Annotated in this window: 17 protein-coding genes, 2 tRNA genes and 1 other RNA gene; 17 read left to right on the top strand and 3 right to left on the bottom strand. The window is 67.7% G+C overall.

Going from position 1 to position 17,528, the window contains the following annotated elements; translation table 11 throughout:
* The first annotated feature begins 1 nt into the window (after position 1).
* The 9 genes from PIB44_RS12415 to PIB44_RS12375 all read left to right on the top strand — a co-directional run bounded on the left by PIB44_RS12415 (position 2) and on the right by PIB44_RS12375 (position 8,272).
* On the top strand, positions 2-610 hold the full coding sequence (locus PIB44_RS12415) for a DUF6468 domain-containing protein (protein ID WP_253119054.1): 609 nt from the start codon (positions 2-4) through the stop codon (positions 608-610).
* Positions 611-692: 82 nt separating this feature from the next.
* Positions 693-1,556: a MotE family protein gene (locus PIB44_RS12410; protein WP_278069608.1), complete on the top strand. Its 864-nt coding sequence runs from the start codon at positions 693-695 to the stop codon at positions 1,554-1,556.
* Positions 1,557-1,656: 100 nt separating this feature from the next.
* Positions 1,657-1,896, top strand: coding sequence for a DUF3297 family protein (locus PIB44_RS12405; RefSeq protein ID WP_003169732.1), 240 nt, complete (start codon positions 1,657-1,659; stop codon positions 1,894-1,896).
* Positions 1,897-2,005: 109 nt separating this feature from the next.
* The gene (locus tag PIB44_RS12400) at positions 2,006-3,412 is read left to right on the top strand and encodes a M20/M25/M40 family metallo-hydrolase (RefSeq protein ID WP_278070992.1); all 1,407 of its coding nucleotides are present in this window, start codon (positions 2,006-2,008) and stop codon (positions 3,410-3,412) included.
* Between the two features lie 10 nt (positions 3,413-3,422).
* Positions 3,423-3,507, top strand: a tRNA-Leu gene (locus tag PIB44_RS12395).
* Between the two features lie 179 nt (positions 3,508-3,686).
* Positions 3,687-4,031 (top strand): ubiquitin family protein, encoded by a 345-nt coding sequence (locus PIB44_RS12390; protein ID WP_278069607.1) that lies wholly within the window; start codon positions 3,687-3,689, stop codon positions 4,029-4,031.
* A 590-nt stretch (positions 4,032-4,621) separates the two neighbouring features.
* Entirely contained in the window at positions 4,622-6,322 is a 1,701-nt protein-coding gene (locus PIB44_RS12385; protein WP_278069606.1) for a sodium:solute symporter family protein, read from the top strand.
* Positions 6,323-6,334: 12 nt separating this feature from the next.
* Positions 6,335-6,466, top strand: coding sequence for a putative transporter small subunit (locus tag PIB44_RS12380; RefSeq protein WP_025977786.1), 132 nt, complete (start codon positions 6,335-6,337; stop codon positions 6,464-6,466).
* Between the two features lie 105 nt (positions 6,467-6,571).
* The gene (locus tag PIB44_RS12375; protein WP_278069605.1) at positions 6,572-8,272 is read left to right on the top strand and encodes an alkaline phosphatase family protein; all 1,701 of its coding nucleotides are present in this window, start codon (positions 6,572-6,574) and stop codon (positions 8,270-8,272) included.
* On the opposite strand, the gene PIB44_RS12370 is transcribed toward PIB44_RS12375, so the two are convergent.
* Positions 8,239-9,075: a CatB-related O-acetyltransferase gene (locus PIB44_RS12370; protein ID WP_278069604.1), complete on the bottom strand. Its 837-nt coding sequence runs from the start codon at positions 9,073-9,075 to the stop codon at positions 8,239-8,241. The genes PIB44_RS12375 and PIB44_RS12370 overlap by 34 nt on opposite strands.
* 230 nt (positions 9,076-9,305) lie before the next feature.
* Here PIB44_RS12370 and pyk point away from each other — a divergent pair, with 230 nt between their 5' ends.
* From pyk to PIB44_RS12355, 3 genes are all read left to right on the top strand, one after another.
* Positions 9,306-10,772, top strand: a complete 1,467-nt coding sequence (pyk, locus tag PIB44_RS12365) for a pyruvate kinase (RefSeq protein WP_025977783.1) — start codon at positions 9,306-9,308, stop codon at positions 10,770-10,772.
* Positions 10,773-10,781: 9 nt separating this feature from the next.
* Positions 10,782-11,822 (top strand): DNA adenine methylase, encoded by a 1,041-nt coding sequence (locus PIB44_RS12360; protein ID WP_278069603.1) that lies wholly within the window; start codon positions 10,782-10,784, stop codon positions 11,820-11,822.
* A gap of 63 nt (positions 11,823-11,885) precedes the next feature.
* Positions 11,886-12,131, top strand: coding sequence for a hypothetical protein (locus tag PIB44_RS12355; RefSeq protein ID WP_278069602.1), 246 nt, complete (start codon positions 11,886-11,888; stop codon positions 12,129-12,131).
* A 4-nt stretch (positions 12,132-12,135) separates the two neighbouring features.
* Here the strand turns inward: PIB44_RS12355 and rnhB are convergent, their stop codons facing one another.
* Together rnhB and PIB44_RS12345 are read right to left on the bottom strand one after the other, a co-directional pair.
* Complete coding sequence (gene rnhB / locus PIB44_RS12350) at positions 12,136-12,801, bottom strand: ribonuclease HII (RefSeq protein ID WP_278069601.1); 666 nt, start codon at positions 12,799-12,801, stop codon at positions 12,136-12,138.
* 83 nt (positions 12,802-12,884) lie between these two features.
* Positions 12,885-12,960: transfer RNA gene (locus tag PIB44_RS12345), tRNA-Ile, on the bottom strand.
* A 191-nt stretch (positions 12,961-13,151) separates the two neighbouring features.
* Here PIB44_RS12345 and PIB44_RS12340 point away from each other — a divergent pair.
* From PIB44_RS12340 to rnpB, 5 genes are all read left to right on the top strand, one after another.
* Complete coding sequence (locus PIB44_RS12340) at positions 13,152-13,910, top strand: SIMPL domain-containing protein (RefSeq protein WP_134581472.1); 759 nt, start codon at positions 13,152-13,154, stop codon at positions 13,908-13,910.
* Between the two features lie 149 nt (positions 13,911-14,059).
* Complete coding sequence (gene sppA / locus PIB44_RS12335) at positions 14,060-15,859, top strand: signal peptide peptidase SppA (protein ID WP_278069600.1); 1,800 nt, start codon at positions 14,060-14,062, stop codon at positions 15,857-15,859.
* A 120-nt stretch (positions 15,860-15,979) separates the two neighbouring features.
* Entirely contained in the window at positions 15,980-16,303 is a 324-nt protein-coding gene (locus tag PIB44_RS12330; RefSeq protein WP_025977777.1) for a hypothetical protein, read from the top strand.
* A 23-nt stretch (positions 16,304-16,326) separates the two neighbouring features.
* Positions 16,327-17,088 (top strand): N-acetylmuramoyl-L-alanine amidase, encoded by a 762-nt coding sequence (locus PIB44_RS12325; protein ID WP_278069599.1) that lies wholly within the window; start codon positions 16,327-16,329, stop codon positions 17,086-17,088.
* Positions 17,089-17,120: 32 nt separating this feature from the next.
* Positions 17,121-17,499: RNase P RNA component class A (gene rnpB, locus PIB44_RS12320), an RNA gene on the top strand.
* The last annotated feature ends 29 nt before the right edge of the window (positions 17,500-17,528 follow it).

Here is a 17,528-nt window from a genome sequence, read left to right as displayed (position 1 = left end):
CATGACCGGCATCATCCTCGACTCCATCCTCATGCTGCTGCTGGTCGCGGCCATCGGCTACGGCATCAAGCTGGAGCGCAAGCTGAAGACCCTGCGCGAGGGTCAGCTGGCCTTCGCCGCCGCCGTGACCGAGCTGAACAGCGCCGCCGGACGCGCCGAACAGGCCCTGGCCACCCTGCGCGCCTCGGGTCAGGAGACGGACCTGCTGCACGACCGCATCATCAAGGCCCGCGCGGTGAAGCAGGAGCTGGAGGTGTTGATCGCCCGCGCCCCGGCCCGCCCGGTCGACAGCCGCATCGAAACGCGCGAGGACGAACGCCGCGCCGCCGCCAGGGCTCTGGCCGAGATCGAGGCGACCGCCGAGGCCGAACCGGCCCGCGCCTCTGCGGTCTCGCCTCTGCTGGATGACGAGACCCGCGCCCGCCGCATGGCCGCCCTGATGGAGCGCATCGAAGGCGCTCGCGCGGTCATGAAGGCCCCATCACCCAAGCCTGCGCCCGCGCCTGAGCGCGCCTCGCCGGTGATGCAGGCCCTGGCCGCTAACCATGCTGCGCAACAGAGCCTAAACCGCGCCCGCCGTAGTCTGGACGACGACCTGTTCGCTGCTTGATGTTGGCCCCTATGTCCGAGGCGCGGCCTCGGACGACTTGAGGGGCGCTGGTGTTACGCCGCTTTTTTCCTGAGTTTGACCGATGAGCAAGCTGCCCCGCCTTCTGCCCCTGATCGCCGTCGCCATCGGCGGCGTCGTGGCCGTGCGCGCTGCGGGCGTGGCGCCGGATCTGTTTCAGGGCGCGACCGCCTGGGCTCAGGAAGCCGTCGTGAAGGAAGGCGAGGGTGCCAAGCCTGAGCCCAAACCCGCGCCGGCCGTCTGCGCCCTGACGCCCGAACAACTGGCCCAGCAGGCGGGGATTTCTCCGGCCGAGCTGCGCATCATCCAGTCCCTGTCCAAACGCCGCGACGCCCTGGATGCGCGCGACGCCGACTTCGCCACCACCCTGCCGCTGATGGTGGCCGCCGAGCAGAAGCTGGACGCCAAGCTGCAGGCTCTGGAAGCCCTCAAGAGCGAGATCGGCGCCCTCATCGGCCAGGTCGACGAAAAGGAAAAGGCGGAAGAGGATCGTCTGGTCGCCGTCTACTCCGCCATGCGGCCCAAGGAGGCGGCGGCGGTCTTCGCCACCCTGGACGACAGCGTGCGCCTGCCGGTCGCCTCGGCCATGCGCCCCCGGACCCTGGCCGCCATCATGGCCCAGATGCCGCCCGCCGCCGCGCGTGAACTGACCGAGAAGCTGGCCAAGCGCTTCCAGGCCGAGCAGTACGCCGCCCGCGCCGCCGCCGTGGCTGCGCCCGCTGCGACCGCTCCGACCCCGACCCCAGCCGCCCAGCCTGCGGCGCCTGCGCCCGCGCCCGCCCAGGCGGCCCAGACGACGCCGCGCCGTCCTGCGGCTCGACCCGCCGCCCAACCGGCGCGAACGGCGGCTGCGCCCGCCGAAACCGGTCCGCGCCCCTATGCGGCAGCGGCCGACGCCCCGGCCGGGGCGCGCCAGTCGGTGCAGTAATCGCCCTAGCTCCTCCGCTATTGAGGGGAGGGGGGAGAATGGTTGTCGCGAACCGCCCGCGCGGCTATTCAGCCCGCTTCGCCTTTTCATGAGACCTGCCATGTCCGACGCCCTGCCTGACCGCCTTTCGGTCGATCCTGACAGCCCCTTCCACGACGCCGACCTGCTGGCGCGCGGCGTGGGCATCCGCTTCAAGGGCGAGGAAAAGACCAACGTCGAGGAATACTGCGTCTCGGAAGGCTGGGTGCGCCTGGCCGTCGGCAACCGCGTCGACCGCCGCGGCAAGGCTCTGACCGTCAAGCTGCAAGGCCCGGTCGAACCCTTCATCAAGGGCGAGTGATTTCCGCTCTGGCGGCGAAGCTGAGACTTTCGGTCGCAGCCTTCGCCCGCTAGGGTCCGCGCCTCATTGTAGAGTTGGGGAGGCGCACTTGTCGTTCAATGCTCGTCTGATGGCCGCCAGCGCTTTGGCGCTCGGCCTGATCGCCACGCCGGTCCTGGCCCAGGACGCCAGGACCATCCGCGCCGCCGAACAGGTGCGCGACCAGGCGCTGAAGGGCAATATCGCCCTCGACTACGTCACCCAGATCACCACCCGCTTCGGCCCGCGCCCGGCGGGTTCGCGCGCCGAGCAGGACGCCTCGGCCTGGGCGGCCGATTACATGCGCGCCCACGGCTTCCAGAACGTCCGCATCGAGACCTTCCCCCTGATCGGTTGGGAGCGGGGCGAGGAGAACGCCGAGATCCTCGGCGCCCGTCCGCAGAAGCTGGTCGTGGCGGCGCTCGGCCACTCCATCGCCACCCCCGCCGAGGGCGTCGAGGCGGACATCGTCTTCTTCGACGGCCTGGACGCGTTGGCGGCCGCGCCCGCCGGCTCGCTGACCGGCAAGATCGCGGTGGTCGACGGCGGCCAGATGGTGCGCATGCAGAACGGCTCGGGCTACGGCTCTCTCTCGCGCATTCGCAGCGTTGGCCCGACCGAGGCGGCCAAGCGCGGCGCGGTCGCCTTCGTGATGCGCTCGGCCGGGTCGGACGAGCACCGGATGCCGCACACCGGCACCACCCGCTATGTCGACGGCAAGGTGCCGCTGCCGTCCTTCGCGCTCAGCGCGCCCGACGCCGATCAGATCGCGCGCCTGGTCGGGATGGGCGAGACGGTGCGCCTGCGCCTGAAATCCACCGCCCATACCTATGAGACGGTCAGCCAGAACGTCATCGGCGACATCGTCGGCGCCGCGCGTCCGGACGAGATCATCGTCCTGGGCTCGCACATGGACAGCTGGGATCTGGGCACCGGCGCCATCGACGACGCCGCCGGCGGCGCCATCACCCTGGCGGCGGCCAAGCTGATCGCCGAACAGGGCCGGCCGGCCCGCACGATCCGCGTGGTCCTGTACGGCTCCGAAGAGGTCGCCCAGCCGACCGATCACGGCAACGGCGGCGGCGCCTATGTCCGCAACATCGGCGCAGGCGTCGAGAAGCACGTCATCGCCGGCGAAAGCGACTTCGGCGCTGACCGCGTCTACGCCCTGGGTCTGCCGCCCGGGTCGCAAGGCACCGACTTCGCCAAGGTCGCCGAGCGCGTTCTGCGGCCGCTGGGCGTCCTGCCGGGCGAGCCGGAACTGTATGGCGGGGTCGACATCGGCCCGCTGGCCAAGGCGGGCGTCCCGGTCTTCGGCCTGCGCCAGGACGGCACGCGCTATTTCGACCTGCACCACACCGCCGACGATACGCTGGACAAGATCGGCCCGGCCCAGATGACGCAGAACGTCGCCACCTGGGCGGCTCTGGTGCGCCTGATCGCCGATTCAGATGTGGACTTCCGGGCCGCTCGTGCGGCACAGGAGGCCAAGCGCTGAGACGCGCCCTGCGAGCGTGGCGGAACTGGTAGACGCAAGCGACTTAAAATCGCTCGACCTCGGTCGTGCGGGTTCGATTCCCGCCGCTCGCACCATGAATGGCTTTATCGAGTTGCGCCCCCTGGCCGGCTTTTGGGGCTGGCCCTCCAGGCGCCGGCGTGACCCGAGCGATCAACTGGGATAACAGGGCTCCCTTGCGCCGCATTTCCGGCAGCGTTGGCGGAGGCGTGACTTGGCAAGAGTATTCCCCCTTCTGATTGCGCTCGTCCTGAGCATGAGCTTCGCCCAGCCTGCTTGTGCGATGCAGATCTTCGTCAAGACTCTGACCGGCAAGACCATTGCCCTTGAGGTAGAGCCGAGCGATTCGATCGACGCCGTGAAGGCGAAGATTCAGGACAAGGAAGGCATCCCTCCTCACCAGCAGCGCCTGGTCTTCGCTGGAGTGCTGTTGGAAGACGGGCGCACGCTTGCTGATTACAATATCCAGAAGGAGACCACTCTCCATCTGGTTTTGCCGGCGGCGGCGGTCCCGACCATGTCCGAATGGGCGTTGATCATTCTTGCCTTGGGCCTGGCGGGCGGCGCGGGCGTCGCCATCCAGAGGCGGCGGCTCGCCTGAGCCTTTTCGCGCCAGACGGAACAGCTGGATCAGAACCAAGCGCCTGCGTTCTCGAACGCAGGCGTTTTGCATTTTGGCCGCGTGCGAGGCGCCCCTTCAAGGCGGCGGCGATCAGCGGTCTGGCAGGGCGCGTTCACCCGCTGCATGAAAATCAATGTCGATGAATGAAGTGTTCGGTGTCGGCCGATTTCTTCGCCTTGAACCAGCATTTGTTGCGGGTAAAGTATAAAGCGTGATGAATATGGTTTTAGTTCATTTTCCCGTGCCGACAGTTAAGTTTGAATGATCTTGGTTTGATTGTCTATCGCCTTGCTGGAAAAGGCCCGATTTCTGTCAAGCCATTTGCGCTGCACAAAAACTTTATCTCGGCTTTGCCGTTGATGTATTAAGCTGTCTTCTCGTGGCTTGCGGGAGCGAGCCGCGCGGCGCGCCGGACGCGCCTTTCCTTACGCCTGGCGTTTTCGTCGGGTGCGAACGCAACCGTGACATCCCGTCTGCCTGCGCCTGGGGGCGCGGCGGCGTCTTTGCGGCTGCGCGTAGGGCGGGTCGGGGGCTCGCCGGAAGTAGAACAGACAGGAGCGCAGGCGCGCGTGGACGACTTACAACTTCAACAACTGGGCGGGCCGCTGACGATCGGCCTGCTGGTGCTGTTCTTCGGCCTGACCATGCTGATTTCCTTCCGGATCAGCCGACGCAAGGAAAACGCCGACGCCTATATGACCGCCGGGAACGGGATCGGTCTGGGCGTCTCCGCCGCCTCGATGACGGCGACCTGGATCTGGGCGGCGTCGATGTATGCGTCCGCCACCTCGGGCTACGTCTACGGCATATCGGGGCCGATCCATTATGGGCTGTGGGGGGCGCTGATGATCCTGTTCATCTACCCCTACGGCCGCCGCATCCGCGCCGTGGCGCCGCGCGCCCATACGCTGGCCGAGGTCATGTACGCCCGGCACGGCCGCTCCAGCCAGCTGATGCTGGCGGGCTCCAACGTTCTGGGCAGCGTGATCAGCCTGACATCCAACTTCATCGCCGGCGGCGCCCTGATCTCCATGCTGTCGCCGTTCAGCTTCAGCCAGGGCATCGTCGTCATCGCCGGCGGGGTGCTGCTCTACACCCTGTGGTCGGGCTTCCGCGCCTCGGTCCTGACCGACTTCATCCAGGTCTGCGCCATGCTGGGCGCCGTGGTGGTGATCATCCCGGCCATCTTCTTCGCCATGGGCGGCCCGGCGGTCTTCATCGAAGGCGCGTCCAATCTGACGCCGCAGCAGACCAGCTTCTTCTCGTCCGACGCCTTCCTGAACCAGGGCGCGCCCTATATCGCCGCCGTCCTGGCCTACGCCATCGGCAACCAGACCATCGCCCAGCGCCTGTTCGCCGTGCGCGAGGATCTGATCCGGCCGACCTTCATCACCGCCACGGTCGGTTACGGCGCGACCATCATCGGCATCGGCATGCTGGGCGTGGTGGCTCTCTATGCCGGGATCAATCCGATGGAGGGGGACCTCAACAACCTGATCCCGCAACTGGCCGGGACCTATTTCGGGCCTGTGCTGCTCAGCATCTTCTTCATCATGATCATCGGCTCGCTGGCCTCGACGGCGGATTCCGATCTGTCGGCCCTGTCGTCGATCATGATGGCCGACATTTACGGCCGTGCGGGCAAGCGCAAGGCCGACCCGCGCCTGATGCTGACCGTCGGGCGCGCCACCATGGTCATCGCTACCGGCGCGGCGCTGTATTTCGCCGGGGCGCGGATGAACATCCTGGACCTGCTGGTCCTGGTCGGCGCCATCTGGGGCGCGCTGGTCTTCCCCGTCATCGCCAGCTTCTATTGGGAGAAGGTGACCAACAAGGCCTTCACCGTCTCGGTGCTGGCGGCGCTGGCGATCTTCTTCCCGGTGCGGTTCGGCTGGATCCCGATGGACGGCGCTGTCGGCTATGTCTTCGACGTGATCGCCGTGGTCGGCGTCGGCGTGGTCGCGGGCCTGATGACCTTCGGCTTCTTCGGCGCGAGAGCGGCGCGGATCGTGGGCTTCATCGCCGCGGTGGCCGTGGCGCCCTTCGCCATCGGCTTCCTGCATGACTACGCCGTGCTCAGCGGCTCGCTGATCGCCTATGCCGTCAGCACCGTGGTCTGCACCGCCATGTCGCTGTCCAATCAGGACGGCTTCGACTTCTCGCGCATCGCCCGCATGACCGGCGACTTCGATGTGGAGGAAGCCGAACCCGCCGCCGCCTCTGCGGCCGCCCCCGCCTGTTCGGGCTCGCAAATCCCCCAACCTCGCTAACAGGAGATCGCAATGACCCCTTTCTGGCTGACGACCTATGTCCTGATGTGGCCCGTCATCGTTGCGGGCGTGCTGGCCTTCATCGCCCGCGCCTTCTTTAAGGAGTGGCTGGACGCGCACCGGCGCGGCGAGCCGATGATCTGATGTCGAAGGGGGCTGCGGCCCCCTTTTTCATGCCCTGACTGTCTTGGACCCGTCATTGCAGACGGCTAGGGGTTGGAAGACATTCTGCTTCGCCTGGAGTTCCTGATGATCCGCAGCCGCCTTCTCGCCTCCGCCCTGGGGCTGACTCTCGGGCTTGCCGCCATGAGCGGAGTTGCACAGGCGGCCGAGGCGGCGTCCCCGAAGGCGGCCGCGACAGCGACCCCCGCGGGCGAGCGGGCCTCGCCCTCGCTGATCGTCACCATCGTAGTGGACCAGCTCAGCGCCAATCTGTTCAACCAGTATCGCAGCCAGTTCACCGGCGGGCTCAAGACCCTGGCCGATCAGGGCCTGGTCTCGATCAACGGCTATCAGACCCACGGCGTGACGGTGACCTGCGCCGGTCACTCCACCGTCCTGACGGGGGTGCACCCGACCCGCAGCGGCATTCCGGCCAACGACTGGATCGACACCCGGACGGGGCAGGACACCTACTGCCTCGCCGCGCCGCAGAACACCCTGGCTCACGGCAAGAACACCGACAACGGCCCGGTCGGCCCGGAACAGCTCAGCGCCTCGACCCTGGGCGACTGGCTCAAGGCGGTCAGCCCTGAGAGCCGCGTCTATGGCGTGTCGGGCAAGGATCGCGGCGCCATCACCCTGGCGGGCCACAAGGGCGACGGCGCCTTCTGGCTGACCGACGGCTTCGGCTTCACCACCTATGTCGAGCCGGGTCAGTCGGCGCAGGCGCGGCTGGCGCCGGTGGCGGCGATCAACGCCCGCATGGCCGAGCGATTCAGCCCCGCCACGCCCAGCTGGACCTATACCAACGAAGCCTGCCGCCGTCTGGAAGGGCAGTGGACCATCGCGGGCCAGACCTTCGACTCCAAACTGCCGCCGGTGAACGACCGCTTCGACAACTCGCCGGTGCTGGACGAGCTGACGCTGGAAGGCGCCATCGAACTGCTGGAGACGCAGCAACTGGGCCGTCGCGGCGTCACCGACATGCTGGGCGTCAGCCTGTCGGCCACCGACCGGATCGGCCACGGCTTCGGCACTCAGGGCCCTGAAATGTGCGAGCAGATGCTGCGTCTAGACGCGGCCCTGGGCGCCTTCCTTGACCGGCTGTCGACCATCCCCGGCGGAGTGATCGTGGCGTTGACGGCCGACCACGGCGGTTCGGACTTCCCCGAGCGGTCGGCGGTCGAGGGCTATCCCCACGCGGGCCGGGTCGACCGCGCCCTGCAACCGCGCGTCAATGCGGCGCTGAAGGCCCGTTTCGGTCTCAACGCCGATCCGGTCGTGTCCTCGGCGGGCGGCTTCGTCATCGTCGACAAGGACCGCAGGTCGCTGGCCGAGCCGCTGCGCTCGGAGGTGCTGGCGGCCGCTGTCGAACTGCTGAACGCCGAGCCGCAGGTGGCCCTGGCCGTGTCGCGGGACGAACTTCTGGCTGAGCCTGCGCCGGCCTCGCTCAATCCCGAAGACCTCAGCGTGCGCGAACGCCTGCGTCTGTCAGCCGTAGCGGGCCGTTCGCCCGACATCCTGCGCGCCTGGCAGCCGGGCCTGACCGGCCAGGGCCGCGTCGGCGGCGCCATCTCCAGCCACGGTTCGCCCTGGGAATACGACCGCCGCGTGCCGATCGTCTTCTGGTGGCCGGGCGCGCAAGGCCGGGAGCGCTTCCTGCCGATGCGCACCATCGACATCGCCCCGACCCTGGCCAATCTCATCGGGATCGAACCGGGCGCTCCGATCGACGGCCGCTGCATGGACCTGCCTCAGTTCGCCAAGGGCCGGTGCGCGGCGGAATAGGTCGCGGAGGTGACAGGAGTGATCCCTTCTGGGCTGACGCGCACGGCGAGCGGCGTATGAGGGCGGATTTTTCCGCTCTCAACCGCTTGCGCCAGCATGTCTAAAAAACGGTCCGGCTGATCTAGAGGGAGACGGGTCAGGTCGCGAGCGCTGTAGAGCCACCATTGGCTGTTGAGCAGCCGGCGGATCGTGTCAGGGCGATGGCGCCAGCCGATGATTGTCGCGGGATTGCCGCCGGCGATGGCGTAGGGCGGCACGTCCTTGGTTACTACGCTTCCGGCGGCGACGATGCAGCCTGTCCCGAGCGTGACGCCCATGCTCAGGGTCACGTCGCGTCCGACCCAGACATCATGCTCGATGACCGGATAGGGCTTCACGCCGATCGGGGAAAATTTGAACGCTTCTACGGCGTTCTCATCCACGTGTCCCCGAACGATGTCGTTATGAGGCCGAAAAGCGATGATGGAGGTCGTCACCCAGTCTATCGGATGGGTGGAGTCCAATATGGCCAAGCCTGTCGATATCGAACAATAGCGTCCTATCCGCATGGCTTCGTGAAGCGCCGAATAGGAGTAGCTGTGCATGCCCATGGCGCACAGGCCGGACGACGCGTCGCCGCCGATCGAGGGTGTGTAAGGGCCTTTATAGAGTACACATGGTCCCTCTATCTCAAAGGTTCTCATGACGCGGATATCGGTATCCACTCGCGCCCAACCATAGGTTTTTGATGGAGGCGGGGTATTCTGGCACAGCATCACGCCTGCATTGTAGAGGTGGTCAAGGCCTTCACGGGTGACGCGCATGGTACTCTTTAAACTGGGTCTGTGAGCGTGCAGGACTACAGTACCGCGAACGGTTCGCCACCCCATAACTCATCTGAAGACAAAGAGAGCTGGCGGATCTGGCGCTCATAAACTCGTGTTTCCGCGGCTTGAGGCGCTCTTACGCCCCTGCCGTTTCCTTGGCACAAGGGCTTGAGAAACGCCTCTGAGGGGAGGCGTCGGCCGTCAGAGCCACACGAGGAAACCCGTTTATGCAAAGAGCCCGCCGCGCCCGCATCGTCGCGACACTCGGACCCGCCAGCCGCGCGCCGGGAACCGTCAAGGCGCTGGCCCAGGCCGGGGTGGACGTCTTTCGCCTGAACTTCAGCCACGGCTCGCACGACGATCACGCCGCCGCCTTCAAGGCCGTGCGCGGCGCCGAGATGGCGCTGAAGCGGCCGCTGGGCGTGCTGGCCGACCTGCAAGGCCCCAAGCTGCGGCTGGGCCGCTTCGCCGATGTCGAGATCGACGTGAAGCCCGGCCACAAGATGCGTTTCGACCTGGACCCGGCTCTGGGCGACGAGACCCGTGTGCAGATGCCGCATCCGGAGATTTTCCGCGCCTTGCGCCCGGGCATGCTGCTGCTGATCGACGACGGACGCGTGCGCCTGCGCGTGGGCGAGCGCACCGACGAGTGGTGCGACGTCACGGTCGAAAGCGGCTCCAAACTGTCGGACCGCAAGGGGGTCGCCGTGCCCGAGGCGGTGGTGCCGGTCTCGGCCCTGACGCCCAAGGATCGCGAGGACCTGGCCTTTGCGCTTCGTCTCGGCGTTGACTGGGTGGCCCTCAGCTTCGTGCAGAAGGCCGAGGACATGGCCGAGCTGAAAAGCATCGTGAACGGTCAGGCCGCCTGTCTGGCCAAGATCGAAAAGCCCCAGGCCCTGAACGATCTGGATAGTATCCTCGACTATTGCGACGGCGTCATGGTCGCGCGCGGCGATCTGGGCGTCGAGATGGAGCCGGAAGAGGTGCCGGTCGCCCAGAAGAAGATCCTGCGCGCCGCCCGCCAGCGCGGGGTGCCCGCCATCGTCGCCACTCAGATGCTGGAATCCATGACCAGTTCGCCCGCCCCGACGCGGGCGGAGGCGTCCGACGTGGCCAACGCCGTCTATGAGGGGGCCGACGCCCTGATGCTGTCGGCCGAGACAGCGGCCGGCGACTATCCGCTGGAAGCGGTGGCCATCATGAACCGCATCATGGAACGGGTGGAGCGCGACCCCCTGTGGCCAGGCCTGATGGACGCCGAACACGCCGGGATGGACATCGACGATGTCGACGCCCTGGTCGCGGCGGCGAGGAAGGCGGCCGAGGCGTCCTCGACGGCCTGCATGGTGGTGTTCACCACCCTGGGCGGCACGGCCCGGCGCATGTCGCGCGAGCGGCCGCTGCAGCCGGTTCTGGCCCTGACGCCAAAGCCGGAGACGGCGCGCCGGCTGGCCCTCGTCTGGGGTCTGGAGCCGCGCCTTGGCGATCAGCCGACCTCGCTGGAGGGTTTGACCGACGATGCAGTCCAGGCGGCCATGCTTTACGGCCTCGCCGAGCCGGGCCAGCGCATCCTCATCCTGGCCGGAACGCCGTTTGGCGCGCCGGGCGCGGCGAATCTGTTGCGTCTGGCCCATGCTCCGGCCCATGCTGCGCCTCGCGGCGGACAAGGGGCGAGGCGCGCCCGCGGAACCTGACGGGACGGGATGATCAAATACATCGGCTCAAAGCGGGCGCTTCTGGGCCATGTGGCGGGAGCGGTGCGGGCGGCCTTGCCTGATGGAGGCATGGTCTGCGACCTGTTCTCCGGCACGGCGCGCGTCGGTCACCGGCTGAAGCGCGACGGCTTCCGCGTCTGGTCGAACGATCACAACGCCTATGCCCATGTCCTGGCCACGACCTATGTGCAGGCGGACCGCGAAGTCTGGGCCGAGCGCGCCGAGGCCGTGCTGGCCGAACTGCGCACCGTGCAGCCAGAGGCCGGCTGGTTCACCCGCACCTTCTGCGAAGAGGCCCGCTTCTTCCACCCCGACAACGGCGCCCGTATCGACGCCATGCGCGAACGCATCGAAACGATGGGGCTGGAGCCGGAGCTGAAGGCCGTCGTCCTGGTCGCCCTGATGGAGGCGGCCGACCGCGTGGATTCCACGGCGGGCCTGCAGATGGCCTATATGAAGCAGTGGGCGCCGCGCGCGCTGAAACCGCTGGAGCTGCGCCTGCCCGACCTGCTGCCCGGCGTGGCTTCGGGACCGTGCGTGGCGACGCGTGGCGACGCCGTGGAGATCGCGACCGAGGTCGAGGCCGATCTGGTCTATCTGGACCCGCCGTACAATCAGCACTCCTATCTGGCCAACTACCACTGCTGGGAAAGCCTGGTGCTGTGGGACAAGCCTGAGACCTATGGCGTGGCGCGCAAACGGATCGACGTGAAGACGCGCAAGAGCGCCTTCAACAGCCGCCCCGGCATCGGCCCGGCCATGCAGGCTGTGATCGAAGGGCTGAAGGCGCCGAACCTGATCGTCAGCTTCAACGACGAGGGCTATCTGAGCCGCGAGGATCTGGTGGTCATGCTGGCCTCGCGCGGTCACGTCCAGGTGCTCGATATCCCTTATCCCCGCTACGTCGGCGCCCGGATCGGCATCCACAATCTGAAGGGCGAGAAGGTCGGTGCGGTGGGGCGCCTGCGCAACGTCGAACACCTGTTCGTCGTCACCGATCGGCCCGTGGTCCTGCCGGTGGCCGCCTAACCTGACGGACGCGCTAGGGCGAAGACCGAAGGAACGAAGCTGGCGGCCTGTCGTTTTGCTGACATGCGTTCGTTTGCTTCTCCCCGTTCCCATAGTGATTTCGACGCCGCGCGCCGCGCGGCGGGCGATCAGGCCGGGGCCTCCCGGTTCGGGCGGAGGCTGGCGATCGATACGACTTCCGCCAGCGTCAAACGCCCAGCGCACCGCGAGAGCGTGGGGCGCGGGTTGGACGGATGGACCATCTTCCTGCTGGGCGCCCTCGTAGCGGGCATCATGGGCATGATGCTGGGCGGCGTCCTGTCGGTCTGAACCGTTAGGCGGCTTCCAGCAAAGCCCTGATCGGCGCCCAGCTGCGCCGATGCTCCGGGCAGGGGCCGAGCGCCTGCAGCGCCTTCTGATGAAGGGGGGCGTTATAGCCCTTGTGGCTGGCGAAGCCGTAGCCGGGGTAAGTCGCATCCATCTCGATCATCAGCCGATCCCGGGCCGTCTTGGCCAGGATGGACGCCGCCGCGATGGACAGGGAGCGGGTGTCGCCCTTGACCACGGGCGTCACCGCGCAGGGCAGGGGAAAGCGGTAGTTGCCGTCCACCAGGGCGTGCACCGGCGGATGGGCCAGGGCCTCGACCGCCCGCCGCATGGCTAGGCCAGTGGCGTGAAGGATGTTCAGCTGGTCGATCTCCTCGACCGAGGCGAAGCCGACGCCCCAGGCCAGGGCGCGGGTCTTGATGTCGATCTCCAGCACCGCGCGGCGCTTTTCGGTCAGGGCCTTGGAATCATCGATTCCCTTGGGCAGGTCGTCGAGGTTCAGGATCACCGCCGCCGCCGACACCGGCCCGGCCCACGGTCCACGGCCCGCCTCATCGATCCCGCAGATATGGCCGTTCCACGTCGCCCGGGCCTCCAGCTCCAGCAGCAGGGTGGGGAAGGCACGATCAGGCTTGCAGGGAGCTTTCGAGGCAGGGGCTTTAGGCGACGTCATCACGCCCCAGTGCCACGAAGCCCCGCCGGACGGAAGGCCTGCAAGACAGAGGAGGGCAGGTCGCGGCGGCGCCTCACGGCGCATGGTAGGCCCGGAGGGACTCGAACCCCCAACCAGACCGTTATGAGCGGTCGGCTCTAACCATTGAGCTACGGGCCCCCGAGCGCATGGAAGGCCGTGCCTAGCAGGGGACGCGTCGGCTGCAAAGCCGCCTTGGACCTGTCGCGCTTTTCACGCCGATGAATGGAACCTGCACGGGGGTCTTCCGCGTTCGTTCAGCTTGAAACGGTCAAGTTAGGCCGTGGCTGGCGAATGCGCCCGCCCGAACGATTTCGACGGAGACCTCCCCCATGACCCGCACCGCACGCGCCCTGATGATGGGCACGGCCCTGATGACTTTGGCGGCGCCGGCCGTCGCATCTGCTCAATCCCAGCCCGGCGGCGTTTCTCCGATCCAGGTGCACGCGATGGCGCAACAACCCGCCCTGAACCTGTCGGCCTACGGCGAGGTCAAGGTCGCGCCGGATCAGGCGACGATCAACTTCGGCGTGGTGACCGAGGCCGCGACGGCCCAGGAGGCCATGGCCCAGAACGCCCAGCAGATGACGCGCGTCATTGCCGCCCTGCGCCGCGCCGGGATCGCCGAGCGCGACATCCAGACCTCGGGCCTGAACCTGTCGGCGCAGTACGACTATCAGCAGAACGAGCCGCCCAAGCTGCGCGGCTATCAGGCTTCGAACCGCGTCACCGTGACCATCAACGACCTGACCAAGGTCGGCGCGACCGCCGACGCCGTGGTCACGGCCGGGGTCAATCAGATCGACGGCATCAGCTTCGGCCTGAAGGATCCCAAGGCCGCCGAGGATCAGGCCCGCGTGCTGGCCGTGCGCGCGCTCCAGGACAAGGCGCGCCTGTACGCCGACGCCATGGGCGTGCAGCTGGGGCAGGTGCGCTCCCTGACCGAGGGCGGCGGCTACGTGCCGGAAGTGCGCCCTCAGGCCATGTACGCCCGCGCCGCCTCGATGGACGCCGGCGCCTCGACCCCGGTCTCGGCTGGCGAGCTGTCGGTCCGCATCGACATCAGCGGGACGTATGACATCGGGCGGTGATCCCGTCCGAAAGAAATGATGAGGGCTCGCTGGCGACGGCGAGCCCTTTTTCATGGGTTTATTACCGTCCATTCATTTGACGGAGCGGAAGCGGCCTCTATCCTCACGCCTGGCCGCTTCTGGCCGCGATCCTGGACGTCCGCCTTCCCATGAAGCAGTTCTTCCTCACCATGCTGGGCGTCTTCGCCGGGCTTGTGGCCTTTTTCGTCGTCCTGCCCGTCGTGGCGCTGATCTTCTTCGCCATGGCGGCTGGCGCCTCCAAGCCTTCGACGCCCGCCCATACGGTGTTGGAGCTCGACCTGCGCAGCGGGCTGACGGACCAGACGCCGACCAATCCCTTCGCGGCCTTCAGCGGCCCCAGCATGTCGGTGGTTCAGGTTGTGGACGTCCTGGCCCAGGCGGCGGCCGACGACAACGTCAAGGTCCTGCTGGTGCGCGCGCCCGAAGCCGGCATGACGCCCGCCTCGGCCGATGAGGTGCGTCAGGCGATCGCCCGCTTCCGCGCCGCGGGCAAGACGGTCATCGCCCACAGCCAGGGCTTCATGCCGGTGGGCGCGGTGATGTCCAGCTATATGGTCGCCGCCAGCGCCGATCAGCTGTGGCTGCAGAACACGGCGGGCTTCCAGGCCGTCGGTTTGGCGGCGGACAGCGTCTTCCTGGGCCGCGCCTTCCAGAAGTACGGCGTCAAGGCCGACTTCGAGCAGCGCTACGAATACAAGAACGCCGTCAACGAGTTCACCCAGAGCGACTTCACCGCGCCGCACCGCGAAGCCATGCTGGCCTGGATGGGCTCCATCCACGACAACGCCATCGCCAACATCGCCCGCGACCGCAAGACGACGCCGGACGCCCTGAAGGCCGTCATCGAGGCCGGCCCTTACACCGCCGATCAGGCCCTGTCGCTGAAGCTGGTCGACAAGATCGGTCAGGTCGAAGAGGCCGAAGCGGCAGCCAAGACCAAGGCGGGCAAGGACGCCAAGATCGTCAAGTTCGGCGACTACGCCTCGCTGAAGGGGACGCGCACGACGTCGGGCTCGGGCTCGGCCAAGTCGGCCATCGCCATCGTCGGCGGCGAGGGCGCCATCATGACCGGTCGCGGCTCCGACGATTCGCCCTTCGGCGGCGGCTCCAACATTCGTTCGGACGACACCGCCAAGGCCATCTATGACGCAATCGAGGACAAGGACGTTAAGGCCATCGTCTTCCGCGTGTCCTCGCCGGGCGGCTCGCCTGAAGCTTCGGAACAGGTGCTGGCCGCCGTGCGCGCGGCCAAGGCGGCGGGCAAGCCGGTCGTGGTGTCCATGGGCGCCTACGCCGCGTCGGGCGGCTATTGGATCAGCTCTGAGGCCGACTGGATCGTGGCCCAGCCCTCGACCCTGACCGGCTCGATCGGCGTCTTCGGCGGCAAGTTCGTGCTGGCCGACGCCCTGGGCCGCTTCGGCGTCGACATGCGCGGTCTGTCGGTCGGCGGCGACTACGCCGACGCCTTCTCGCCGGTGCAGACCTTTGATCAGGGCCAGCGCGCCGCCTTCGCCGCCTCGATGGACCGCATCTACGAAGAGTTCGTCGCCCGCGTCGCTAAGGGCCGCAAGCTGCCGGTCGAGCGCGTGCGCGAGATCGCCAAGGGCCGTGTCTGGACCGGCGCCCAGGCGCACGGCCTGGGTCTGGTCGATCAGTTGGGCGGTCTGAACGAGGCTGTGGCCAAGGCCCGCGAACTGGCCAAGATCCCGGCTGATGAGAACGTCCGCTTCAAGCGCTTCCCGCAACCGCAGTCGCCGTGGGAGGCGCTCGCCACCGCCTTCGGCGCCTCGGGCCAGGCCGCCGAGGCCATGGTCAAGGTCGGCCAGGTGATGGGCGATCCCGCCGCCCAGGCCGTTCTGAACCGGGTCGAAGTCGACCGGATGCGCAGCCGCGGCGCTGTTGTTCTGGCCGATCAGCCCGCCTTCTGAGCCGGGCCGGGACCGCAAAAGTGACTGGTGCGTGATGTCGCAGTCCATTGACCGTTCAGGTCGATGGTCCGACATTGCGCCTCAGGCGTTCATCCGGACGCTGAGAGAGGTTTTGAGTTCATGATCAACTCCGACCCGATGGGCCCGCTGGGTTTCAATGCGCGCCGTCGGCCGGGTTCCGGCCTGCTGGCGCCCTTCTTTTGGGCGGCGGGTCTGATCGCCACCGCCCTGGCTGTCGCCGTGGGCGCGCTGTTGGCGGTGTTCACCGCCGCCGCCGTGGCTCTGATCGCCGTGGTAGGCGGAGTTCTGGTCTTCGTCGCGGGTTTCGCCCTGCGCGCACGACGCGCCATGACCGCCCGTCGTCGTCGGGATGAGGGCGTGATCGACGCCAAAAAGGTCGGCGACACCTGGGTGACGTACGGCTGGGAAAAGGAAGGGCGCTGATCGGCCCGCATGATCTCCCGGCCATGATATCCTTCACAGACGCGCCGTCCCCTAACTTCGACGCCCGACGCGGCCCGCCGGACATGCTGGTGCTGCACTATACCGGCATGCCGACGGCCGAGGAGGCCGTGGCCCGCCTGCGCGACCCGCAGGCCAAGGTCTCGGCCCACTATGTCGTCGACGAGGACGGCTCCATCCTGCGCCTGGTGGCGGAGGAGCGCCGCGCCTGGCACGCCGGACGCGGCGCCTGGCAGGGCGAGACCGACGTCAACGCCGCCTCGATCGGCATCGAAATCGTCAATCCTGGCCATGAGTTCGGCTATCGCCTGTTCCCCGCGCCGCAGATCGAGGCGGTGATCGCGTTGATCGGCGACATCCGCACCCGCTGGTCCATCCCCGACGCCCGCATCATCGGCCACTCCGACATGGCGCCCGAGCGCAAGCAGGATCCCGGCGAGCTGTTCCCGTGGAAGCGTTTGGCCGAGGCCGGGCACGGCCTGTGGTTCGACCCGGCGCCCGAACGCATCGCCGCTCTGGGCGGGCCGCTGTCGCCGGGCGACGAGGGGCTGGGCGTCATCGTCCTGCGCTCTGGCCTGCACCGGCTGGGCTACGGCCTGCAACCCGGCGGCGCCTATGACGAGGAAACCCGCCTGACTGTCGAGGCCTTCCAGCGCCGCTGGCGGCCCGATCGCGTCGATGGCGTCGCTGACGGCGAGACGCGCGCGCGCCTGGTCGGCCTGCTGCAACTGGCCTCGGTTGAGAGCGTGACGGGCGTTCTGGATTGACGCGGCGCCCTATCGCGCGCATCTAGCGCTCGCCAGACGGCCGGGCGGTCGCGGCGGGGGCTTGCTCCTGTCGAGGAAAGTCCGGGCTCCACGGTGAAAAGGCGGCGGGTAACGCCCGCCCGGGGCGACCCGAGGGACAGCGCCACAGAAAGCAAACCGCCTGGGCTTCGGCTCAGGGAAGGGTGAAAGGGTGGGGTAAGAGCCCACCGCGTCGGCGGCAACGTCGACGGCATGGCAAGCCCCGCCTGGAGCAAGACCAAATAGGGACATCGCGCGGGGTTCGCTCTGCAGGGTTCACCGCCCCAGATGTCCGGGTAGGTCGCGAGAGCCGTCCAGCAATGGCCGGCCCAGAGGAATGATCGTCGCCGCTTTCGAGCGGAACAGAACCCGGCTTACAGGCCGTCTGGCGTTTTCTTTAGAGGCCCTAACGGCCGTTCGGC

The organism is Brevundimonas sanguinis (assembly GCF_029636725.1).
GTDB classification, from domain to species: Bacteria; Pseudomonadota; Alphaproteobacteria; order Caulobacterales; family Caulobacteraceae; genus Brevundimonas; species Brevundimonas sanguinis.
Note: the sequence above shows the minus strand (reverse complement) of the source record. Positions and strands in the feature narration are given on the sequence as shown.